The organism is Pseudoalteromonas sp. MMG012 (assembly GCF_018100875.1).
Taxonomy (GTDB): domain Bacteria; phylum Pseudomonadota; class Gammaproteobacteria; order Enterobacterales; family Alteromonadaceae; genus Pseudoalteromonas; species Pseudoalteromonas aurantia.
The window spans coordinates 1-24,141 of sequence record NZ_JAGJEF010000044.1; the positions used below are offsets into that span (position 1 = coordinate 1).

Below are 24,141 nucleotides of genomic sequence, written 5' to 3' on the forward strand. Positions count from 1 at the left end.
GAAAAACTTTTAAATCATCTTCAACAATATCTTTTGTAAATGAAAAGTCCATTGACATATGTGCGAGCGTCACAATGACGGTTATAAAAATGTAATATTGAAAAACTTTTACTAGTAATTTAGCTGCCAGCGTATTTTTCCATTTTGTATTAGCTTTCATTTGTACTCCGCTGCTGTAACAAAACAGGTTGATTGATTGGCAGTACATGAATTGCTTTAAATTCTCTCTCGCCAAATAAGTATTCATATGGCCACTGTTGAATGTTGTCCTGAGAAATTATAGGGACGATTGGTCCTGCACGAAATGGGAAATTACTTTCTTTACTACCTACCTGGTCGCCGTTTAATAGCTTTATCATCATGTCTATTGCTATTTGACCTTGTTGTTTCATTAAGTCAGTTGACGATGCCAACACTCTTCCTGCGGTGATATGATCAAAAACATCTTGAATAATATAGGTTGAAATTATTTTTATCTCAGGATGCTTATTCTTGAACGTTTCAATCGGCGCAGGTTCACCATTGGGTCCCTTGGTCACCATGGCATTAACGGCTATTGCGTTAGCTACTAAATAGTCAATTTTGTCATGCTTTTCTAGAATAAAGTTAAGTAAATGCCGTTGGGTTTTATCTCCTGTATCGCCCCAAATTGCCGGAAGCACTTTAGCGTTGTGTTGATCACTTGCTTGCGTCAATGCTTTATTGAATCCATTTAAACTGTCAGGCGCCCAACCTGTACCTTTAGGTCCAGGCATCACTAATACTTTGACGCTTTTTTGTTTTGCATGTTCTATTAGGTACTTGCCGGCTTGAAAGCCTAGCTCTTCCCATGAAACCAGAGATTTAGCATTGATAGTAGGGGTAAAGCTATCGTTAATCACGGAGACTATGGGCATGCCTGCAGCGGTTAGCTTTTTGTATATGTCTTCTAACTTGCTTTTCTTAAACTGTACCGCACCAATAATGACACCATCGTAAGCGTCTTTGTGTTTCAATACGTTTTCTAACTGAATGACTTGACGGCCAAGGTTACGATAGCCACCGGCTAAAAATAACTCTGCGCCAATTCCAAACTTTTCAGCTTGTTTAAATACCCCATAATTTACGGCAACCCAAAATGGGTCTTTCAAATGAGGAAACAATATTGCTAGTTTGTACGGGGCGTTCGCTTGAACTGGTGACTTCCATTTTTCAATAATGGCTTTTGATAAGCTTGGAGAAGGTTTTCCAGCAACCTTATTTTTTGTGTCATAGTGGCCATAGTAACTCTTAACATCAAGCTGCGCTTTTTTCGCTTTGGGTACATTGCTATAAATAGAAATACTTAAGGCGGTAATTAACCATGTGTAACGTATCATAACTGGCACTCTCAAATTTATGTCAATAAGGGTTATTTAGGTTGCAAGCACTAAACTGTATCGAGCAGGTATTCCAAGCGTTTTTCTAAATGCTCTGTGGACATTGGTTTTGCAAATAAAAAGCCTTGAACTCCGGCCAAGCTCAGCTCAGCGCATTGATCTAATTGCTGCTGTGTTTCTACGCCTTTTGCGACAATGGAATACTCCAAAGTATTGAGCATGAGTGATAGTGCTTTGAGCATACTGGGATGTGTACACGGATTGAGAGTCAGCATACTTTTATCTAATTTAACAATACTAATAGGGGAAGTTGTAAGGAGATTAATGGAAGTAAGCCCCAACCCAAAACCATCAAGTGCTAAGTTAAAGCCGAGTTCGCAGAGGTGTTTTAACGTGTGCGTAATCACCTCATTTTTGTTGAAAAGGGTCGGTTCAGTAATTTCCAGTGTCACATATTGATTATGAATACCTGATTTTTGACAGGTACTTACAAGAAATTCAGTAAACCCATCGTCTCTAAGTTGTAAGGGGGAAATATTGATCGAGAGTGCTAACTTCTGGCTAAATTTATGGTGCCATATTGATAATTGTGCTACCGCTGTTTTTATTATCCATTGCCCGAGCTCAACCATAATTCCTGACTCTTCGGCAATCGGTATAAATTCATCAGGAGTGTATATAGTCTCGGATTTTGGCCAGCGTATCAACGCTTCTATACTGGTTAATTCTGATGTGATAGTAGAAAAAATAGGCTGATATACAAGCGTGAAACTAGAGCTATCCAACAGTGTGCTCATGCTATTTTGAATACTAAAACGCCTATGAAACGTTTGTTGATATTCGCTCTTGAAATAACAAATGTTATTATCTTCGCTTTGTTTTGCTCGATACATTGCAATGTCAGCACATTTCATCAACTCTTGGGCGTTACATGCATCTGTTGGAAATAAAGCAACGCCAATACTTACGCCACAATACACCTCATGGTTTTCTACTTTAAATGGGGATTTAAACACATCACAAATTCGATTTGTGATAACACTGATAATTGATATGGCTTGAATACCGCCTATAACGATGGCGAACTCATCACCACCAACTCGAGCAAACCCCTCATTACTTCTAACTCGAGCAAACCCCTCATTACTTCTTAAGCATGACGAGATACGGTTAACGACTTCTTTTAATATTGCGTCTCCTGCGCTGTGGCCTAATGTATCATTAATTATTTTGAAGCTGTCTAAATCGAAACTAAGCAACGCGATACTTTGCTTATTTCGTTTGCTATTTGCGATTAAAACAGAAATCATCTCGTCGAAATGATAACGGTTTGATAGCCCTGTTAACGCATCTTTTTCTGCCATTTCTTTTACTTGCAGGTAGCTAGCATGCTTTTTTTGTTCCATTTGAAAGCGTGTTTTAGCTTGCTGGAGTGCTTTATCTAATCTTTCTCGGTTGATGTCTTGCTTTGAAATAAAATCTTGAGCGCCGGCTTCAATACATGCCAGTGAAAGGTGTGATTCTTCAGAGCCACTCGCCATAATAATGGCTGTGTCGCCCAAGTCGGGTTTCGAACGGAGATCGATAAGCAATTCTAGCCCATTAACATCGGGCATTCGGTAGTCTAAGATGATGACATCGAAGCTACGGTTTTTAATGGCTTTAATGCCTTGTAATACAGAGCTTGCTTCCACTATGTGATGATCGTTAGAGGCTGATGCACTCAATGATTTTTTAATAATCTTTCTATCTACACAATCATCATCGATAATTAGAATATCCATCTACATATTTCCTAGAAATAGCGCATTCGCTCTGATCCAAAGCATTGACCTTATTAACTTTAACGTAAAAAATGACAAGGTCAAAAAATGGCCTGAAATAGTCGGTATTTTATAAAGGAGTCAGAAATTAGCGGTTACTTTGGCCAAAAAGCCTTAGCATGACATATATTAATTTTGGTAGATAAATAACGACTTATTCTTGCGTTATTGATCTTTTGATATGCCGTAGGTCTGAAGAAATACGCAGGGAGTGAAGTAATGCAGCCGTTTTAAAAAGCCATGGCGTAATTTGATCACCATGGCCAAGTGCTAAATTGTATGTTTAAATAAACAAAGAAATTCCGGTGAACTCACCTAACTTTGTAGGTGAAATCGAGTTAGAGGAGAAATTACTCAAGCCCTTTTTTTGTGTAAAGAGTGACTTTATCGGTTACTAAGGTAACCTTAATATACTGTGTTTCGTCACCCCATGTACAATTTGTATGCAGTGTTTTTTCTTCACAGTTATCAGCAGTACCTAAAACTTGTTCTAATTCTGTTTTGTCCATTCCAACTTCTATTTTATTGTAGTTTTCAAGCGAAACTTTAGAGCATCCGGCAAGCGAGAGTAATCCCGCAATGATAAGAAATTGTTTCATGTTTTTCCCCGTTATTAGTGTTGGTATTTTCTAATTTGAAATATTATGCCAAGTTTTGGGTGATCCAGATAATGCATATCACCACTATAAACCCGTGTGTACTGAGACATACGTGCAATTTGTGTGTCGCCAGTTTCTATTTCGTAACGTATATCTAAATCGGTTGTTACGTATAGGTAGTGTCGGACATGTATTTTTACTAAACCTTCAATTTGCCAGTTGTCACCGTGCTCAGAGGGCATAGCTTGTGGTTTTTTGGGTAATAGGCTCACATAACCTTGCTCAGTGACAGTGTCGGCAATATGGTAGCTAACGGGCACCGGAAAACGCTTGCCTGCAAACACCTTGATAAAAGGTGCGCGTCGTTTACTTTGCTCTGGAAAACGCCAGCCAGTATGCAAGATTGGTTTTAAACCTTTGCGCTTGAGCTTACTTACCGTATTGTCAAATTGTAGCTGCTCTTTAGCCAGTAGATAAATATTATCCATATGCTCTTGAGCCGGTGCGAAAGGCGTTAGTGGCAAAGTATCATATTTAGACATGTAATCGGCGCTGTCAGTACAAAGCCATGACGTATTCTTGCTGGTTAACTTTACACTCAGTGGCCGAGGGTCAAAAAAGCTATCGCCTTTTAAGCAGTGTTGCTGTCCTTGCGCATTGTAGCCATCAGTGAGTAAATCTCGTTTGCGGTTACCTTTGATCTCAGCATGCTCTAAACTGAAATCTTCTCGCAAGAGAGGAGATGCTTTTTGTTCAAATGCTATCATTTCGATTTCAAACCATCGTACTGCATGAACATCGAAAGCACTTGTGGCAGCCAACAATATGATCATTGTTTTTACTAAGTGCATTTATGCCAGCGCCTTTTTGTCAAAATCATCCATCATCGCATTGATTAACTTCATTCTTTCTTGCCCATTCTTTTCTTCGATTGCAAAACGTAACTTACTTGCACCTTCCATTTTATAAATAGAGGGATTGCTTTGTATCAAACCTATAATGAACGTTGGGTTAACCTTTGTCGAGGTACTAAATTCAAAGTACCCGCCTTTGATGTTTGCCTCGACCTTACTGATCCCTAAATTACTTGCTTTGAGCTTGAGAGCCTGTATTGCGAATAGGTTTTTAGCGGCATCAGGTAACAAACTGAATCGGTCAATGAGTTCGACTTGCAGTTCATCTAACTCACCTAAGTCTGTTGCACTTGCAATACGTTTGTACATACTCAAACGAATGTTCACATCTGGAATATAATCATCCGGCAGTAACGCCGGGACTTTTAAATCAACGTCAGACTGTTTTTGCAGTAAATTTTCAAGTGTTGGCTCTTTGCCATCTTTTAATGCTTGTACCGCTTGTTCCAGCATTTCCATATAAAGTGTGAAGCCAACGGATTGAATTTGACCACTTTGGTCGTCACCTAATAACTCACCTGCGCCACGGATCTCTAAGTCATGTGTGGCAAGCGCAAAACCGGCCCCCAAAACTTCAAGCGACTCGATTGCCTGTAAACGTTTAACAGCATCTTTAGTCAATGTTTGGGTATTTCGCGTCAATAAGTACGCATAGGCTTGATGATGACTACGCCCAACACGGCCGCGTAACTGGTGTAATTGCGCAAGTCCAAGCTTGTCGGCACGATCCATGATAATGGTATTTGCCGAAGGAATATCAATACCTGTTTCAATAATGGTGGTACAGACGAGTACGTTATGCTTTTGGTGATAAAAATCCCCCATAAGCTGCTCAAGCTCTCGTTCGCGCATTTGTCCATGTGCAATGGCAATACTTGCTTCAGGTACTAAGGCTGCAATATCCGAAGCTGTTTTGTCGATGGTTTCAACATTGTTGTGCAAGAAGTAGACTTGTCCCCCGCGTTTAATCTCACGCAAAATTGCTTCTCGGATCAACTCATCATTGCGTTCTTTAACAAATGTTTTAACAGCTAAACGTTTCGCTGGCGGGGTGGCAATAATTGATAAGTCTCGCATTCCACTCATTGCCATATTAAGTGTCCGTGGAATAGGCGTGGCTGTGAGTGTTAAAATATCGACATCAGCACGCAACTGCTTAATTTTTTCTTTTTGCCTAACACCAAAACGATGTTCCTCATCAACAACCAATAAGCCTAAGTCATTAAACTTAATACTCTCTTGTATAAGCTTATGGGTTCCAATAACGATATCAATGGTGCCGTCTTTAAGCTTTGTTAATGTAGACTTTTGATCTTTGGTGCTGTTGAAACGAGACAAAACCCCAACCTCTATTGGCAGGTCAGCAAATCGGTCTTTAAAATTCTCAAAATGCTGTTGGGCGAGCAGGGTAGTGGGTACTAAAACAGCCACTTGTTTATTGTCATTGACTGCCGCAAAAGCACCGCGCATGGCGACTTCCGTTTTTCCAAAGCCGACATCACCACACACTAATCTATCCATCGCGAGATTAGACTGCATGTCAGCCAAAACAGCTTCAATGGCATTGCGCTGGTCATCGGTTTCTTCAAAAGGAAAACTGTCACTAAATTCCCGATATGCAGCACCATCAATTTTGAAGGAAAAACCAGGTTTACTTTGTCGTTTAGCGTATATATCGAGCAACTCTGCTGCAACATCTCGGACTTTCTCGGCCGCTCGACGTTTGGCTTTTTCCCAGACATCTGAGCCTAATTTATGAAGTGGAGCGCTTGCTTCTTCTCCTCCGGAATATCGACTAAGCATATGCAGCGCTGAAACAGGTACATAGAGTTTTGCTTCATTCGCATAAATAATGGTCACAAATTCTGTCGCGACACCGGCTGCATCAATGGTTTGCAAACCGAGATAACGGCCTACACCGTGATCGAGGTGAACGATGGGTTGACCTTCTTTTAACTCTGCTAAATTACGAATAAGGGAATCTTGGCCTTGCTCGTACTTATGCTTACGGCGACGACGCTGTGAGACTTTAACGCCTAATAACTCTTGTTCTGTAATGATGCTTAAGCTGGGCTCTCCAGAGAGGTAAACACTTTGCTCTAATGGACTTACAACTAGACCAACATCACTTTTTGCAGATAAGAATTTTTGAAAATTATCAAACTCTTTAAGTTTTAACCCCGTCGGTTTTAGTAGCGTGAGTAATGATTCACGTCGGCCATCGGTTTCAACGCTGAACACAATACGTGACTTTTGTTTTTTCTGAGCAGTAACAAACTTCAATAACTGTGCGTATGGATCCGTCTGTTTGTGGTCAATACGCACATCTTTAATCGGTTTTGCGCTGAGGTTAGTATGACCTGCTTTTGTACCAAGTTTTGCTTCGCTTAGACGGATCCTAGGATGGCTGTTAAAGTTTTTAAACAGCTCTTCTGCAGGTTGATACAACATCGCTGGTTCAAGCAAAGGCCTGAGTGGATCCACTTTGCGGTTTTCATAACGTTTATACACATCAAGCCAAAACTCATCAGCAGCATGTTCAATATCACCTAAGTGAACAATAGTGGCGTTCTCTGGTAAATAATCAAAGATAGTTGCTAACTGATCGTAAAAAAGAGGCAAATAATATTCAATGCCTGATGGCCAGTTACCTTTAGTCACTTGCATATAAATAGAGTCTTGCTCGGCACTTGCACCAAATGCATTCCGGTATCCCACTCGAAACCGTTCGATATCTTCATCGTTGGTTGGAAACTCGTGCGCTGGCAGTAAATCAATGTTTTCTACTTTATCGCTAGAGCGTTGGGTCTCTATATCGAAAAGACGTATGCTGTCTATATCGTCATCAAAGAAATCAAACCTAAACGGAGTAGGGCTCCCCATAGGAAAAAGATCCACTATCGAGCCCCTTACCGCGAACTCGCCATGCTCCATTACCTGCTGAACATGCCGATAACCAGTTTCTGTTAACGCATTTTTAAGTTGTTGTGCATCTACCGTATCACCGACCTTAAATTGGAGTGCATTGCCATAAATGAATGCCGGTGGGGCAGTACGTAACATTAAAGTGGCTACAGGCACAATGAGCACGCTTTGTTTCTGCTTTTTCAGGGCGTTAAGTGTGGCTAATCGTTGTGATATTATATCTTGATGTGGCGAAAAGTGATCATAAGGAAGTGTTTCCCAGTCAGGAAAAACCATCACGGGTAAGTCGGGTAACAAATAATCTAACTCAGTTTCAAGGCGCAAGGCTGAGGGAGTATCTGGGGTTACGATAACAACCAACTCTGGGTTGTTTCTTATTCCTTCGCTTAATGCGATAGTTAAACCGCTGCCACTTAGTTGACCCCAGTGTATTTTATCCTTTGAGTTTTTAATCCAAGGTAATTCGCTCCAATGCGCAGACGCCATTGAGTACTCCTAATCTGTTTTTCTAATTGTTTTAGTCACGATAAATCTTGCAAAGGTCTTGATAGTGATCAATTCGTCTATCGCGTAAATACGGCCAAATGCGTCTAACGGATTCACTTTGCGCCTGATCAACTTTAATAACCGATACTTGTTCTTTATCTTCACTGGCGTGCAGTAACATTTCGCCTTGGGGGCCTGCCACAAAAGAGTTACCCCAAAACGTTATTCCATCACTTTGCCCACTTGGGTCATGTTCATGGCCAACTCGGTTTACACTGATCACAGGAATACCATTGGCAATAGCGTGGGCGCGTTGTGAAATTATCCAAGCGTCACGCTGGCGAATTTGTTCGTCTTTATCATCTCGAGGGTCCCAACCAATCGCGGTTGGATAAATCAGTAATTCTGCACCGGCCATGGCCATTAACCTAGCACCTTCAGGAAACCATTGATCCCAGCATATTAGCACACCTAATTTACCCACGGATGTATCAATCGGTGTGAAACCCATATCGCCAGGTGTAAAATAGAACTTTTCATAAAAACCGGGATCATCAGGAATATGCATTTTGCGATACTTACCCGCAATAGAGCCGTCACTTTCAATAACAACCGCGGTGTTATGATACAGACCAGTTGCTCTTTTTTCGAATAGAGAAGTTACAATCACTATGTTGAGCTCTTGTGCTAGTTTACCGAAATAAAGTGTGCTCGGACCTGGGATCGTTTCTGCTAGGTCAAATAAGTCTGTATTTTCTGTCTGGCAAAAATATAAGCTGCGATGTAATTCTTGTAATATAACCAGTTTTGCTCCTTGTTTTGCAGCATCTCTGATCCCCTGTTCAGTTATTAATACGTTTTGTGCAAGGTCATCACTGTTGCTGTGTTGTACAATGCCGACGTTTAAGGCGTGAGTACTCATAGTCTATTCCTGTTGTAAAAAGCCACGTGGTAATTGCATTGTAATGCAGTGCAAGCTACCAAATTGATGAATAATAGGTAAACAATCAATGCCTATAACTGTATGCTGGGGATAAGCTGATTGGATTTGAGAGATCGCTAAACTGTCATTGTCATCGCCATAAATAGGTACTAAAACGGTATTATTTAGAATGAGGTAATTGGCGTAGGTTGCCGGCAAGCGTTCTTTCTCATCATTATATATCGCTTTTGGCCATGGCAAGGGTACTATATTATATTTACTACCGGAAGGGGTTGTAAATGACGCCAATTGACGCTGCATGTTCGCCAATTCAACATAATGCTCATCATTAATATCATCACATGTTACGTATACTATCGTATTATTTGGCGCAAATCGTACTAACGTATCAATATGGCTATCCGTATCATCACCGGCTAAATATCCATGTTCAACCCATAAGAAGGCCTCTGCGCCTAATTCTTGTGACAGTATATATTCAACTTGCTCTTTGCTAAATTCGGGGTTTCTATTTGGGTTTAATAAGCAAGCAGAGGTTGTCAGTAAGGTGCCATGTTCATTTATTTCAATACCACCACCTTCAAGTACGAAATTGATGCTATCAAACTGAATGTGTTCACTCATAGCTTGTGTCGCAATCGCAGTATTGAGCTTGTTGTCTAGCTGCGCTTCATACTTGTTCCCCCAGCCATTGAAGGTAAAATCTTTGACCTTTAACTTCCCTTGCTTATTGGCCACAGTAATGGGACCATGATCACGAGCCCAAGTATCATTGCAGGGGGCGATTACAAAAACAATGTTACCTAAGTCGATTGACGCATTATTCAGTAGCGTCGTGATATGTTGTTTTAGCACCGGTGTGTGGGCCACGATCAGCATTTTCTGTACTTGGGAAATCTGTTGACATAAAGTGACATAGACAGGTTCTACATCTGATAATATATTAACCCAGTCAGTGTTTTTATGAGGCCACGTCAACATAATTGCATCTTGCGGTGCCCATTCAGGTAAAAGTCTAAAGCTCATGATGTTACACAAATAAATTTCTAAGCTACTAGTTTATCATTCCCATGTTTGGTGTCAGCTATTTTGTTCTTTATTCTGTGCTAATTGACGCTTTTTTAGTTGTCGGGTCTGGGCATGTAAACTTGCGCGAACCACTAACTCTTGGTCAGCATCACGGATTTGGGTAAAGCCTAACGTGTGTTGCTGCTTTTCACTAGAGAGCCGTTCTACAGCAATAACCTGTGTATAGCAGTAAATAGCACTGGCTTCGTGATTTAAAAATAGTTTTGTTCGTAATTGAGTCCCTATAGAGATCTTCTCCGCCAAGGTTACTTTCAATCCACCACCACCATAGCTATCACAATATACATTGTCTTCGTCAGGTTGCTCTGTTGCCAGTATATGGCTCATTATCAGATCGATTTTTCGAGACTGGGCCTGTAAAAATGACGCAAGCTCCGTTGCCACATCCCCCAAATTCCGTAAAGGTCTTAATGCGTTACTATCTAGTTCATTGATTTCATTAGCGAGTTTAAATAGTGCGGGGATGTTCTTTTCTAATTCTGCCTGTGTTTGTGGCACATCGCTATTTTGGACAACAAACAAGTTAACCTGATTACTGTCTTCGACTTGAAAGTATTCATCAAAAGTATTTTGTAGGTTACTGCTCATATATTAATCTGTTACTGACTTTTTATTTAATCTTAACGGCTTATAAGCAAAAACGCCAACTTTGTAGTTGGCGTTTTATTAACGTGTTTCGGTTATGCAAGCCCTTCTTCGGTGTCAACTTGTTCCTTTTTATGTTGCTGGGCGATTTCTTCAGCAAGTTCCTGTTTGCTTCTTTTCTCAGTTAACTTTCTATTTGTTAACCAAAAGAAGAATAATGGGACAAAGAAAATAGCTAAGAATGTGGCTGCAATCATGCCACCCATAACACCGGTACCAACACTGTGTCGGGCACCTGCGCCAGCACCGGAGCTCAATACGAGCGGTACCACCCCAAGTATAAATGCCAATGATGTCATAATAATAGGTCTAAAACGTAGCCTTGCAGCTTCAAGCGCAGCAGCACTGGCACTCCAACCCTGTTGATATTTCATAAGCGCATATTCAACTATCAAAATAGCATTTTTACTTGCCAAACCAAGTAACGTAACGAGGCCAATTTGAAAGTATACATCATTGGTTAAACCCGCTATCCATACAGAGATCAACGCACCAAATGTACCAAATGGTAACGCAAGTAATACCGATAAGGGCAAAGACCAACGTTCATACAAGGCTGCTAATATTAGAAATACCATTATAACAGCAAGACCCAGCGCCAAACCTGTAGTGCCAGAGCTTTGCTTTTCTTGATAGGCCGAACCTGTCCAGTCGTAAGTCATATCGGGTGGGAGTACTGTTTTGGCTATACGTTCCATTTCAGCTATAGCTTGGCCTGAACTGTATCCCGGGGCGGCTTCACCCAGTAGCTTTACTGCAGATAGGTTGTTGTATCGTTCTAGGTTCTCAGGTCCTCGGCTGTACTCAATACGTGTAAACGCGGAAATAGGAACCATATCACCTTGATTGTTTTTCACGTATATACGACCTACGTCTTCAGGGGTCATCCTAAACTCAGCTTCGGCTGAAAGCAGCACTTGCCAAGCGCGACCAAATTTATTGAAGTCGTTTACATAGTACGTTCCTAAGTTAGCTCCCAAAGCGGTGAATGCACTATTGATGTTAACACCCATAGCACGGGCTTGTTCTCGGTCCATATGTACTTTGAGCTGAGGCGCATTAGGTCGCCACAGGGTTTGCAAACTTGATAACACAGGGCTTTTTTGTGCTTCAGCCATTACCAGTTGCATATTCTGCTTAAGCTTCTCATGGCCGCCAGCACCTTTATTTTGTAGATACACTTCAAACCCACCGGTACTGCCTAGTCCGAATATTGGCGGAGGGTTAAATGCGAGTACTAACGCTTCGTTAATATGCGCTGTTTTCATATAAAGCTCACCAACAAGTGACTTTGTGTCAATTTCTCGTTCGTCCCAGTGTTTTTGAGTGACGAATAGGGTCGCAGCGCTGTTTTTATAACCGCCGCCGATGAAGTCAAATCCAGTAAAGGCGACAACATTTTCATTGGCAGGGTTAGATTGAACTGCAGCAATAACTTCTTCGACAACTTTAGCTGTACGCTCAAGTGAAGAACCATCAGGCAGGAAAATAGCAGATACATAGTAACCTTGATCTTCATCAGGCACTAGAGAACCGGGTGTACTCTTCCAAAGGGTTGCGGTTGAAGCGATCATTGCGGCAACTAAAATGAACCCAAGTAACCCGCGACGGACCATAAAGCTCACAGCACCGACGTATTTACCAGTAATACGGGTAAACCACACATTAAACCACAAGAAAAATCGCGCCGTTTGTTTGTGTTCTTGTTTTAAAATAAGCACACATAAAGCGGGGGTCATTGTTAACGCGACCACACCAGATAAGCTCACCGCGATTGAAATTGTAATGGCAAACTGACGAAACAATTCGCCCGTTAAACCGCCCAAAAACGCGATGGGCACGAACACAGAACATAACACAAGTACAATCGCGATTACGGGGCCACTGACTTCTTTCATAGCCTGTATTGCAGCATCACGTGCGGAGGCTTTTTGTTCGTGCATAATACGTTCAACATTTTCAAGTACCACTATCGCATCATCAACAACAATACCAATAGATAACACCATACCGAATAATGTGAGGGTGTTTATTGAGTAGCCAAGCATATACATACCTGCAAATGTACCTAGTAAAGATACCGGCACGGCTAATGTTGGAATCAGTGTTGCTCGCCAGTTTTGCAAAAATAAATAGACCACTAAGAATACCAAAACCATGGCTTCCATTAAGGTGATAATCACTTCGCGAATAGACACTTCTACAAAACGTGTTGTGTCGTATGACGTAACATGAGCTAGCCCAATGGGGAATTGTATTTTTAACTCTTCAATTGTACTATTTACCTGAGCCGCAACATCTAATGCGTTAGCGCCAGGTTGTAAAAATATCCCAAGTAACACCGCTTCTTTTCCGTTGATTGTTCCGGCAAAGTCATAATCTTTAGAGCCTAACTCAACACGGGCAATGTCTTTCAGTAGTAGATTTGACCCATCTGGGTTAGCACGAATGATGATGTCGTCAAACTCTTCTGGTGTTGAAAGCCTGCCTTGTGCCGTCACACTATAGACAAGTTCTTGAGCATGCACTGAGGTTGGGGTTGCGCCTATCTTACCAGCTGCATATTGTGAGTTTTGCTCTCGGATAGCGGATGCAACCTCTTCAACGGTAACAGCTAGCTGACTCATAATATCGGGTCTTAACCATACGCGCATCGCATAATCTTTGGCGCCAAAAATTTGCACGCTGGTGGTGCCTGGGATCCGTTTAATACGATCAAGAATGTTCATGGTGACATAGTTAGAAGTCCATAAACTGGTTCGAGTATTGTCAGGTGAATAAAACGCATGAACTTGTAAAAAGCTAGATGAACCTTTCGTTACCTGAACGCCTTGGCGTCGGGTTTCTTCTGGTAATCGAGCCTCAACCTGTTTCACTCTGTTGTTTACGTCTACCGCAGCTTGGTCAACGTCAGTGCCGATTTCAAATGTAACAGCAATTGTGGTTGCTCCTGAGCTTGTGCTAGTCGAACTCATGTACATCATACCTTCAACACCGGTGATGGCATTTTCTATTGGCGCTGCAACCGTTTGCTCTAATACATCAGCAGAAGCGCCTGGATACGCTGCAGTCACTTGTACAACAGGAGGGGCGATTTCAGGGTACTGTGCTACGGGCAAACTTCGCATTGCAGCAAGCCCAGCTAATACAATGACAATAGAGATCACAAAAGCAAATATTGGTCGGTCTATAAAATAGCGAGAGAACATCGTGTTACTCTCCTTTATCAGCTATTGCGATAGGCATTCCAGGAAAGAAGATACGCGCGAACCCTTCTGTGATGACAGGCTGACCATCGGTTAATCCGCTTCGAATTACCCAATAGTTCTTATCGTCTAAATGTACCCATTCTCCAACCTCGACAGGTGCTGGTAGTGCGACCATAGTCCCTTGTTCATTTTCCGTGGCAACATAAACAAACTTACCTGTGCCATTATCAAGTACGGCTCGTTGTGGCAAAAGTACTGCATTGTTTCGCACGGCGCCAATAAGCTCTACACGAACAAATTGCCCTGGTCGTAGTTGACCCGTGGCGTTTTCAACTTTGGCTTGGAGTTCACTTGTTCCGGTATACCGATTAACGCGAACATCACTAAAGTTTACTTTGCCCATACTCTCGTGAGTGGACCCGTCCTGAAGAATCAATTTTGTATCGAATTCATTATTTTTGGGTAAGCTTAAGTTGCCATTCTCAACATCTTTACGCATTTGAAGTTGTTCGCGCTCAGAAAAGCCAAATCGTACACGCATAGTGTCAGTTTCGGTCAACTCGGTTAACAACAGTTCAGGGCCTGATACATAGCTTCCTTCAGAGACTAACTCACGGCCGATCATGCCTGAAACAGGCGCCTTTACGTGTGCGTATTCCAAGTCTAACTTTGATTCATTCAAAGCAACCTTGGAGGAAGCGAGGTTCGCCACTGCGATATCATAGTTTGATGCAGCATTATCGAAATCTCGTTTTGATACTGAACGCTCATTTTTGAGCTTTTGTAATCGGTCGCGTTCTCGCTTTGCTTGTTTTACGGTTGCAACCGCCACATTGACTTCAGCTTGAGCTTTCTCTACTTCCAATGTAAAGGGCTCTAAGTCTAAGGTAAATAGGGACTGACCCGCAGATACTTTCTGTCCTTCTTCGAAATTACGAGATTCAACGATACCCGACACGCGAGCACGGATCTCAACCTCTTTGTTACCAGCGAGGGTTGCAGGCAATTTAATTATGATTGGTACCGATGTCCTTGATACAGGCTCTACACTTACCTGAGCGGGTGGCATACCGCCTGCTGATTGTGCTTCAGGCATATCTTGACATGCGGTTAATAGCGTAAAAGATGCTATTAACACGGAAATTTTTTTTAAACGACTGTTAAGTGGGGGATACATAAACACTCCAAATCCTATTTTATGTTTATAAGTAAATTTATAGACATAAGTGTTATCACGAGTTGGCAATATAGTGGGTCAGGGCGATTGACAACTCAAATAGACTACCTTGCATAGTTCATTTCATACCCAATACGACATAATGTAAAGAAATTAGGGTGACTTTTATGCAAGTAAACACAAGTGTATACTTTTTGCTATATAAGGTAAACGGTATCGTGTACTATTTATTTGTGCTATTTTTTATTAAAATGTGGCCCACCAATTATTTATATTTGTAACTTATGCCGGATTATTCCATCAAACAGCAAGATATTTTAAAAGCGGCAATTGCGCAATTTGCCCAATTTGGTTTATCAGCAACGACAATGGAAGCGATTAGTAGCGAAGCAAAAGTTTCAAAGCGAACCTTATATAAACACTTCCCGACTAAGGACGCATTGTTTGACACCGTAGTTTCGCAATTGATTGAGCGGATCACACCATTGGCTGCGATTCAATTTATTCCGAACTACCAATTTGAATCACAGTTAAAACATTTGGCAATTAGTGCTCTAGCGCTATTGAATGATGAAGATTACCTTACTTTGTCGAGAATCGTCATGATTGAATCTATGCGCTCAAAAGAGCGCGCTGAAAGTTTGAAAGGGCGCTTTTTAAATTGTGAGAAATCAATGTTGCAATGGTTTCAAGATGCGGCAGATACCCAGTGTTTAGGTGAATTTAGTCCAGAATTTGCGGCAGGTTTTTTTTGGGGAGGACTTAAAAAGTTGAGCTACTGGGAGCAAACAATTAGTTGGAAAGCGCCACTTAATGAAGCAGCGCTTGATGAATTAGTTGACCAAGCATGCCGGATCTTTTGTTATGGGGTCACTCCAACCCAATAAAGCCCCCAGTTTGATGAGCCCATAATTTGGCGTAAACACCATTTTGTTTTAATAGTACCTCGTGTGATCCTTGTTCAATAATTTCTCCTTGTTCCATTACAATGAGGCGATCCATTTGTGCAATAGTTGATAGCCGGTGAGCGATAGCGATAACCGTTTTATTGGTCATTAAGTCATCTAAACTATCTTGAATTGCAGACTCAACCTCTGAATCAAGGGCAGACGTAGCCTCGTCTAAAATAAGGATTGGCGCATTCTTTAGTAACACTCTTGCGATGGCGATGCGCTGACGCTGCCCCCCAGATAACTTGATCCCGCGTTCACCAACTTGTGCATTAAAGCCTGTGTTACCGTGGCTATCTTCTAAATCTTTTATAAAGTCAAATGCCTGTGCTTTTTTTGTGGCGGTGATTAATTCTTCTTCGCTTGCTGTCGGTTTACCATATAAGATATTATCTGCGATGCTGCGGTGCAATAAAGACGTATCTTGCGTAACCATTGCAATAAGCTGGCGTAAACTCTCTTGTTTCACATCTGAAATATTTTGGTCGTCTATCGTTATTGCGCCACTGTTTAGGTCATAAAACCTCAGCAGTAAATTGACAAGTGTTGACTTTCCGGCCCCTGAGCGGCCAACTACGCCAATTTTCTCACCTGGTTGAATTGTTAAGTTGAGGTTATTTATAACACTATGTTCTTTGGATTTATCTTTGCGTTTATAGGCAAACTGGATATTGTTGAAGGTTATTTTTCCAGCCTGATATTCCAGTTGAGATGCGTTTGGTTTATCTGTGACATCGAGCTCTTGAGAAAGGCTGGATATCCCGTCGGCAACGGTACCAATGTTTTCAAATAAACCACTTATTTCCCACATTATCCATTGAGCCATCCCATTTAACCGCAATGCTAAACCAATTGTAATCGCAATAGCGCCTGCGGTTATTGCACTATATGACCATAAATAGATTGCGACGGCGGCAACGGTAAATACCAATAAATAGTTAACAGTTTGAACACAGACATTCAAACTGGTTACAAGGCGCATTTGTTTGTATACCGGTTCAATAAATACTTCCATACTTTCTTTTGCATACTGTTCTTCCCGTTGTGTATAAGAAAACAACTTAACAGTAGAAATATTAGTATAGCTGTCGACGATACGACCTGTCATTTCTGAACGCGCGTTGGCTTGCTCAGTTGAAATATTCTTCAACCTAGGAATAAAGTACAACTGAACCGCAATGTACAAAAATAACCACAGTACTAAAGGAACCATCAGTCGAGGATCAGAACTCGCTACAAGGGTGAGCATCGCGGTGAAATAAACAAGAATATAAACCAGAACATCAAGTAACTTCATTACAGTTTCCCTCACGGCTAAGGCAGTCTGCATTACTTTCGTTGAAATTCGACCAGCGAATTCATCTTGATAAAAAGCCATACTTTGCTGTAACAAATATCGGTGAGCTTGCCAGCGAATAGACATAGGGTAATTGCCCAACAAGCTTTGATGGATAATTGCTGAGTGAAAAAAAGTAATGAGAGGCAAGGCAATAACCGTAACGATGGCCATGAAAACGAGCTCTGACTTTTTTTCAATAAAGAGCGTATCTGGTGAGTAATGTGATAGCCAGTCAACTAAGTCTCCCATAAAGCCAAACAAAGCCACTTCGAGTATTGCTAACAAAGCTGCACTCAAAGACATAATACCTAGCGGCCACTCCATACCCTTGGTATAAAAACGACAAAATGAAAAAAGTGACTTTGGCGGCTGAGCTACATTGGATTGAGGAAATGGGTCAGTGAAACGCTCAAAAAGCTTGTACATTGCAATTATCCTTTATGACTAAGGTAGGTATTGTAACTTAGACTGTTTAAATATCCAGTGAGTAGTCGTGTTTAATCTGGCTTAGCAATAAAAGGGGAGGAAAGAGTGAAAGTTAAATCGTTGATTACTTTGAGTAGTTTGAAGCAAGTGGCATGTATAACTTAAAGAGCCAACAGGAAAGCGAAAAAATGCATGAAAAAACCGGCTAGGTAGCCGGTTTTAAAAATGCACAATATTAGTTGCCGTTTTCATCCGCATACTTTTTGCACGCTTCCGTGTCTTCACATTCACCATATAAATACAACGAGTGATTAGTCAAACGTATGCCATTTTCGTTAGCAATTTGTATTTGACGAGATTCAATCATCTCATCCTCAAACTCAACAACTTTACCACATTTTAAACATACCAAGTGGTCATGATGAGTGCTACCTGATAATTCAAAAACAGACTTTCCACCTTCAAAATGGTGACGTGTAACAATGCCAGCATCATCAAATTGGTTTAGTACACGGTATACTGTTGCTAAACCAATTTCTTCACCTTTATCGAGTAAAATCTTGTACACATCTTCAGCACTGATGTGTTGGTTGTCAGGTGATTGTAATATTTCAAGAATTTTTATTCTTGGTAATGTTACTTTTAAACCTGCTTTTTTTAACTCTAAGTTGTGATCAGTCATTCACTCTGTCTCAATTAATTATAGTTTTGTCTTAAGTCATTCGCACGACACTGCTTTGACTTAAGAATAACGCGCTAAAGCGTGAAGTGCAAAGTAGTCTTTTATTTAGTCTTCAAGCTCTGAAAGACACATTTCGTCATATACTTGCTTACACCATGCTTTTACACGTTGTTCTGTCAATTCTGGTTGACGATCTTCATCAATCCCTAAGCCAACAAAGTGATTGTCATCAGCCATGGCCTTAGATGCTTCAAATTGGTAACCCTCAGTTGCCCAATGTCCAACAACAATCGCGCCACGCTCGGTCACAATGTCGTTGATCATACCCATAGCATCTAAGAAGTACTCAGCGTAATCTTCTTGATCACCACAACCGAAAATCGCGACTAGTTTACCTTCAAAGTCGACTTCTTCAAGTTCTGGAAAGAAATCATCCCAGTCACATTGTGCTTCACCATAATACCAAGTAGGGATGCCAAACAAAATTAAATCGAATTCAGCAATTTCTTCTTTACTACTTTTTGCAATGTCTTTGACGTCAATGAGCTGCTTACCTAGCTCTTTTTGAATCATTTTAGCAACATGTTCTGTGTTACCGGTGTCACTGCCGAAAAATATACCTACGCTTGCCATTAAATACTTACCTTCTATCTGTTATTCGCTAATTTCTCTTGCAAGATGGTCTCTATCAGAGCACTGCGGCTAATGTTTTGCTCATCAGCCATATCGCTCAATGCTTGGTAAAGCTCTGACGAAACCTTAAATTCAACACGTTTTAAACCTCTGGCGCGATCTCTTTTTATTTGATTGCGCTTATTGACTTTCAACTGAACCTCTCTGGGGAGTGGGTTAGTTTTTGGTCTTCCTGGTCGCTTTTCATTTTCAAACAAATCAATCGTTGTTCTGTCTGTTTCAGATTTGGCCATTTTTATCCAACACCTGCGCCTTGCCAAAAGACTTGAATTAGCCCTTTAGCAATAAAACCAGAGCAGCCTAGAAACAATACTAACCACACAGTATATCGACCAAACTTGGGTACATCACCTTTTTTTAAAACGTCTTGAATTGCCATTCCGATAAAAAAGAAAATACCCGCTAAAGCGAAATACAGTCCTAAGGTTTCAAATTCATTAATATACTGGCTGACCATATGCACCCAACTGAAAACTTAAACGGCGGCTACTATACCATACTCAATAAAGATAAATTAAGAGCGGTACAACAAAAACCGAACAATTATTGAAGAAAATCAATAATTGATTTATTTACAGGCAGTGGTTTTTCTGCATGTAGCCAATGGCCAGTACCATGAATAACTTTAGCAGTTGCGTTGGGAAATATGGCCACAATTGCTTCGCGATGCTCAGCAAGAATGTAATCAGAGTTATTTCCCTTGATAAACAATGCGTCGCATGAATTGCCTGCATAAGCTTTTATGTTAGAAATGATACTCTGATAGTTTGCAGAGATAACAGGTAAATTAAATTTCCAACTAAAATTGCCGTTTGGATTCTTGGCCAAACTTTTCAATAAAAATTGACGAACCCCCGACATTTCTACGTGCTCGGATAGAATTTCATCTGCTTGTTTTCTACTAACGACGTGTGGATGTATAGAAACTTTATTAAGGCCGTTAATAATTTCGTTATGGCGGGGTTGATAAGTTACAGGTGCAATATCGAGCACCACAAGTTTTGTGACTTTTTCTTTAAATAGGGTCGCGAACTGCATGGCAACCTTGCCACCCATAGAGTGGCCTACAACATGCGCTTTCTCTATGCCAAGGTGGTGCATTAATTCAACGACATCGTTTGCCATGACGTCATAGTTCATCTGGTTATCATGAAATGATTGCCCGTGATTACGCAAGTCAACATTGACCACCGTAAAGTGTTCAGACAAGGCTTTTGCGATTATATTGAGGTTCTCTAGTGAGCCAAACAGGCCATGCATCAAAATTAGGTTAGGACCTGTTCCTGTTTGCTTATAGTTTAGTAACATATTTTCTCCAATGTATCTGTGCTAATTGTGCCAGTCAAAGACATAAATGCAAAGCCGTAGAGTAATCTGTTAAATCAGGATATAATCATTTTTAGATGCATTAATACCAGTAATGACAGGAAAAGCATGAAAAAAATAGAAATAGATGACGAGCTTTATCAATATATTGCCAGTAACACTCAAAGTATTGGTGAGAGTGCCTCGCAAATCTTACGTCGTTTATTAAATTTGACTCCTGATAATAGTATTCAATCGATTACGGAAGATGACGCGGAACCAGTAGCGACTGAAGTGGCGGTCGAAGACACAGTCACTAAAGTGTCAGAATCTTCAGCTAACGTATTCAATATTTTAAATAAAGAAGAGCTTGCTATGCAAAAAGGTGTTGTTGGCAGGTTTTTGTTTATTTTATGTGCCTTACATCGTACACATAAAACAGCGTTTAAAAAAGTACTTGATATCAAAGGCCGAGATCGAATTTACTTTGCGACAAGCAAAGAAGCGTTGCTTGAAAGTGGTAGTAGTATGAACCCAAAAAATATTCTGGACAGTGAATATTGGGTGATGACCAACTCAAACACAACTCGTAAAAAAATGATGCTTCACGAGGTTGCACTTGGCCTAGGTTATAATGAAGCACAAGCTGAAACTATCCGAGACTACCTATAAGGAAATCTTAATGGCAATTCATCCCGGTGCAGGAAAAAAAGCTGCGCAATCAGAGTTAGTTAACATCCCTAAATTGATGTCTGCATATTATTTGAATGAACCCGATCTAGAGCAAAACCCAGAACAGTGTGTGGCTTTTGGTACTTCAGGGCATCGAGGGTGCTCTTACAATGTCAAATTCAATGAATCGCATATTTTAGCAATAACGCAGGCTATTTGTGACTACCGTAAAGCGAATAATATTTTTGGCCCATTATTTTTAGGTAAAGATACCCATGCACTATCTGAAGCTGCCTTCAATTCAGCTATAGAAGTATTAGTCGCAAACGAAGTGCAAGTTATTACACAAGATAACGATGATTATACGCCTACACCTGTGATTAGCCACGCGATTGTCACCTACAATAAATCTCACCCTAATGAGTTAGCCGATGGGATTGTTGTCACGCCGTCACATAATCCACCCCAAGATGGTGGCTTTAAATATAACCCACCGAATGGGGGGCCCGCTGATACTGATGTCACGAAATGGATTGAAGACAGAGCAAATCAATTACTCATTGAAGATCTCGTTGAAGTAGAGCTATTCCCGTATGCTAAAGCAAAACGTTCTGGCTTTATTAAATACGAAGATTTAATGACACCGTATATTGATGACTTAGAGAACATTATAAACTTAAAGGCAATTGCTGCTGCAGGCATAACCATTGGGGTTGACCCACTTGGGGGATCTGGCATCAACTTTTGGCCAATTATAGCTAAAAAATATGACCTAAATCTAACCGTAGTCAATAATGTTGTCGACCCAGCATTTGGATTCATGCCACTGGACAAAGATGGTAAAATTCGTATGGATTGCTCATCCCCTTTTGCAATGGCTAATTTAATCGCTATTAAAGATGATTTTGACATTGGCATAGGTAACGACCCAGACTATGACCGCCATGGCATTGTAACCAAAGATGGGTTAATGAACCCAAATCACTTTTTAGCCGTTGCCATTGATTATTTATTAAACCACAGAGACTGGCCAAGCGACGTTAAAATCGGTAAGACATTAGTGTCTTCAGGCATGATTGATAAAGTAGTACAAGCCAATAATCATGAAGTATATGAAGTACCTGTTGGGTTTAAGTGGTTTGTTAAGGGACTCAATAAGCAATGGTTGGCGTTTGGCGGGGAAGAAAGCGCCGGGGCGTCTTTCTTGCGTTTGAATGGTGACGTTTGGAATACCGACAAGGATGGGTTTATCCTTGGATTATTGGCAGCGGAAATATTGGCTGTGACTGGCAAAACCCCTTCGCAGCGATACAAAGAGTTAGAGGCCAAATTTGGCGCGCCACTATATAAAAGGATAGACGCACCAGCTGACACAGCTCAAAAAGATAGGCTGAAAGCCCTGAGTGAAAGCGACGTAACAGCGAACATATTGGCCGGTGATAAAATCACCCAGATTTTAACTCGCGCACCTGGCAATAATGCCTCAATTGGTGGTTTAAAGGTTGTGACTGAGTTTGGCTGGTTTGCTGCACGCCCCTCAGGTACCGAAGATATATATAAAATCTACCTTGAATCATTTAAAGGAGAAGCACATCTGGCTCAGCTTGAGCAAGAAGCAAAAGAGTTAGTTGATTCTGTTATTAGCTAACTTATTTTTATTTGAAGCCATGCGTGATGCATGGCTTTTTTGTATCCTTAAATAAGCAGACAGACGTCATTGTAGTCGGGTTAATTAAGGGTATTTACTCTCACATTATTATAACAGGTGGCTGTATGTACCTTGAAGCATTAAAAAAAACTGGGGATTTTTTAACCCTAACACGTGAAAATGAATTCGACTTACCGGCTAGCAATTTCACGCTGGATAATGGCACATTAGTGGAAGTACTTGATACAGGCGTTATTCAGTTTACTCCCCAAGGCAACACCTCAAAGGATATTGTTCTATCAAGTGCGGTACATGGTAATGAAACAGCGCCCATCGAAATATGTGATCAGTTAATTCAATCGATCATAAAGGGCGAACTCATACTAAAACAGCGAGTATTGTTTATTTATGGTAACCCGAAATCAATTAATATCGCTAACCGATTTGTTGAAGAAAACTTAAATCGACTCTTTAATGGTGAACATGCAAAGGGAGAGATCACAAACCCAGAGCGCGTTCGAGCAGCAAAATTAGAAACCTATGTGACTGACTTCTTTACCAGTGTAGAAGAAGGGCGTTACCGCTGCCATTACGATTTGCACACGGCAATTCGTGGTTCTAAAAATGAAAAGTTTGCGGTCTATCCATATTTGCATGGCAAACCATGGAAAAAACAACAATTACAGTTTTTACTGTCTTGTGGCGTAAATACGGTATTAACAATGCGTTCTGCAGCAACAACCTTTAGTTATTTTTCATCATTTCAATTTGGTGCCGATGCCTTTACCGTTGAACTTGGGCAAGTAAAACCATTCGGTGAAAATGACATGGCTAGATTTGCAAAAACCAAAGATACATTGACCGCATTAATTAGCCAAGAGGAAGTGAAATATCGAGATTTTAATGCGCAGGACTTTGAGTTATTTCAAGTTCATCGAACAATAAACCGAACTCATGATGAATTTTCTTTCCCATTCCCTGACAGCGCAGTGAATTTCACGGGTTTTTCTAAAAATGCGTTATTGGCTACAGATGGTGATACACAGTATTTTGCGGAAGTCGAGGGTGAGGCTATAATCTTTCCAAATGCCAAAGTTGCACTAGGTCAACGTGCACTGTTAACTGTTATTCCAATGGAAATAAATGAAAAGTTCATTTAATTCATTGTTATAAAAGGTTTTTCATTTCCGTATTGAAAACTTTCCAACTTATATAATGCAAATTAAGGGTTATTCACCTACTATCAGTTGAATAACCC

General features: G+C 40.8%; 20 protein-coding genes. 4 read left to right on the plus strand and 16 right to left on the minus strand.

Annotation, left to right across the window (positions count from 1 at the left end; translation table 11 throughout):
• Positions 1 to 149 precede the first annotated feature (149 nt).
• From torT to J8L97_RS14495, 10 genes are all read right to left on the minus strand, one after another.
• Positions 150 to 1,358: a TMAO reductase system periplasmic protein TorT gene (gene torT, locus J8L97_RS14450; RefSeq protein ID WP_211050620.1), complete on the minus strand. Its 1,209-nt coding sequence runs from the start codon at positions 1,356 to 1,358 to the stop codon at positions 150 to 152.
• Positions 1,359 to 1,408: 50 nt separating this feature from the next.
• A complete protein-coding gene (locus J8L97_RS14455) occupies positions 1,409 to 3,142 on the minus strand; it encodes a GGDEF domain-containing response regulator (protein WP_211050622.1) in 1,734 nt (577 codons plus the stop codon).
• A gap of 389 nt (positions 3,143 to 3,531) precedes the next feature.
• Complete coding sequence (locus J8L97_RS14460; RefSeq protein WP_192507592.1) at positions 3,532 to 3,780, minus strand: DUF3862 domain-containing protein; 249 nt, start codon at positions 3,778 to 3,780, stop codon at positions 3,532 to 3,534.
• Positions 3,781 to 3,794: 14 nt separating this feature from the next.
• Positions 3,795 to 4,631, minus strand: coding sequence for a CsiV family protein (locus J8L97_RS14465; RefSeq protein ID WP_211050625.1), 837 nt, complete (start codon positions 4,629 to 4,631; stop codon positions 3,795 to 3,797).
• Positions 4,632 to 8,105, minus strand: coding sequence for a transcription-repair coupling factor (gene mfd / locus J8L97_RS14470; protein ID WP_211050627.1), 3,474 nt, complete (start codon positions 8,103 to 8,105; stop codon positions 4,632 to 4,634).
• A gap of 31 nt (positions 8,106 to 8,136) precedes the next feature.
• The gene (locus J8L97_RS14475) at positions 8,137 to 9,027 is read right to left on the minus strand and encodes a carbon-nitrogen hydrolase (protein WP_211050629.1); all 891 of its coding nucleotides are present in this window, start codon (positions 9,025 to 9,027) and stop codon (positions 8,137 to 8,139) included.
• Between the two features lie 3 nt (positions 9,028 to 9,030).
• Complete coding sequence (locus J8L97_RS14480) at positions 9,031 to 10,074, minus strand: agmatine/peptidylarginine deiminase (RefSeq protein ID WP_211050631.1); 1,044 nt, start codon at positions 10,072 to 10,074, stop codon at positions 9,031 to 9,033.
• A 54-nt stretch (positions 10,075 to 10,128) separates the two neighbouring features.
• Complete coding sequence (locus tag J8L97_RS14485; RefSeq protein WP_211050633.1) at positions 10,129 to 10,725, minus strand: PilZ domain-containing protein; 597 nt, start codon at positions 10,723 to 10,725, stop codon at positions 10,129 to 10,131.
• Between the two features lie 92 nt (positions 10,726 to 10,817).
• Complete coding sequence (locus tag J8L97_RS14490; RefSeq protein ID WP_211050635.1) at positions 10,818 to 13,991, minus strand: efflux RND transporter permease subunit; 3,174 nt, start codon at positions 13,989 to 13,991, stop codon at positions 10,818 to 10,820.
• A gap of 4 nt (positions 13,992 to 13,995) precedes the next feature.
• Positions 13,996 to 15,168, minus strand: a complete 1,173-nt coding sequence (locus J8L97_RS14495; protein ID WP_211050637.1) for an efflux RND transporter periplasmic adaptor subunit — start codon at positions 15,166 to 15,168, stop codon at positions 13,996 to 13,998.
• 284 nt (positions 15,169 to 15,452) lie between these two features.
• Here J8L97_RS14495 and J8L97_RS14500 point away from each other — a divergent pair, with 284 nt between their 5' ends.
• Positions 15,453 to 16,055 carry a TetR/AcrR family transcriptional regulator gene (locus tag J8L97_RS14500; protein ID WP_211050639.1) on the plus strand — a complete coding sequence of 201 codons (603 nt, stop codon included), beginning with the start codon at positions 15,453 to 15,455 and terminating at the stop codon, positions 16,053 to 16,055.
• On the opposite strand, the gene J8L97_RS14505 is transcribed toward J8L97_RS14500, so the two are convergent.
• The 6 genes from J8L97_RS14505 to J8L97_RS14530 all read right to left on the minus strand — a co-directional run bounded on the left by J8L97_RS14505 (position 16,039) and on the right by J8L97_RS14530 (position 20,566).
• Entirely contained in the window at positions 16,039 to 17,883 is a 1,845-nt protein-coding gene (locus J8L97_RS14505) for an ABC transporter ATP-binding protein (RefSeq protein ID WP_211050641.1), read from the minus strand. The two genes, J8L97_RS14500 and J8L97_RS14505, sit on opposite strands and share 17 nt — an antisense overlap.
• 235 nt (positions 17,884 to 18,118) lie before the next feature.
• The gene (gene fur, locus J8L97_RS14510) at positions 18,119 to 18,565 is read right to left on the minus strand and encodes a ferric iron uptake transcriptional regulator (RefSeq protein ID WP_210998488.1); all 447 of its coding nucleotides are present in this window, start codon (positions 18,563 to 18,565) and stop codon (positions 18,119 to 18,121) included.
• 105 nt (positions 18,566 to 18,670) lie between these two features.
• Positions 18,671 to 19,198 (minus strand): flavodoxin FldA, encoded by a 528-nt coding sequence (gene fldA, locus J8L97_RS14515; RefSeq protein WP_192507581.1) that lies wholly within the window; start codon positions 19,196 to 19,198, stop codon positions 18,671 to 18,673.
• A 14-nt stretch (positions 19,199 to 19,212) separates the two neighbouring features.
• The gene (gene ybfE, locus J8L97_RS14520) at positions 19,213 to 19,491 is read right to left on the minus strand and encodes a LexA regulated protein (RefSeq protein ID WP_010363446.1); all 279 of its coding nucleotides are present in this window, start codon (positions 19,489 to 19,491) and stop codon (positions 19,213 to 19,215) included.
• A 2-nt stretch (positions 19,492 to 19,493) separates the two neighbouring features.
• Positions 19,494 to 19,715 carry a DUF2788 domain-containing protein gene (locus tag J8L97_RS14525; protein WP_192507580.1) on the minus strand — a complete coding sequence of 74 codons (222 nt, stop codon included), beginning with the start codon at positions 19,713 to 19,715 and terminating at the stop codon, positions 19,494 to 19,496.
• Between the two features lie 86 nt (positions 19,716 to 19,801).
• The gene (locus J8L97_RS14530) at positions 19,802 to 20,566 is read right to left on the minus strand and encodes an alpha/beta fold hydrolase (RefSeq protein WP_211050642.1); all 765 of its coding nucleotides are present in this window, start codon (positions 20,564 to 20,566) and stop codon (positions 19,802 to 19,804) included.
• A 126-nt stretch (positions 20,567 to 20,692) separates the two neighbouring features.
• Here J8L97_RS14530 and seqA point away from each other — a divergent pair, with 126 nt between their 5' ends.
• The 3 genes from seqA to astE all read left to right on the plus strand — a co-directional run bounded on the left by seqA (position 20,693) and on the right by astE (position 24,043).
• Complete coding sequence (gene seqA, locus J8L97_RS14535; protein WP_192507578.1) at positions 20,693 to 21,235, plus strand: replication initiation negative regulator SeqA; 543 nt, start codon at positions 20,693 to 20,695, stop codon at positions 21,233 to 21,235.
• A 10-nt stretch (positions 21,236 to 21,245) separates the two neighbouring features.
• Complete coding sequence (gene pgm, locus J8L97_RS14540; RefSeq protein WP_211050643.1) at positions 21,246 to 22,883, plus strand: phosphoglucomutase (alpha-D-glucose-1,6-bisphosphate-dependent); 1,638 nt, start codon at positions 21,246 to 21,248, stop codon at positions 22,881 to 22,883.
• Positions 22,884 to 23,008: 125 nt separating this feature from the next.
• Positions 23,009 to 24,043 carry a succinylglutamate desuccinylase gene (gene astE, locus J8L97_RS14545; protein ID WP_211050644.1) on the plus strand — a complete coding sequence of 345 codons (1,035 nt, stop codon included), beginning with the start codon at positions 23,009 to 23,011 and terminating at the stop codon, positions 24,041 to 24,043.
• Positions 24,044 to 24,141 lie beyond the last annotated feature (98 nt).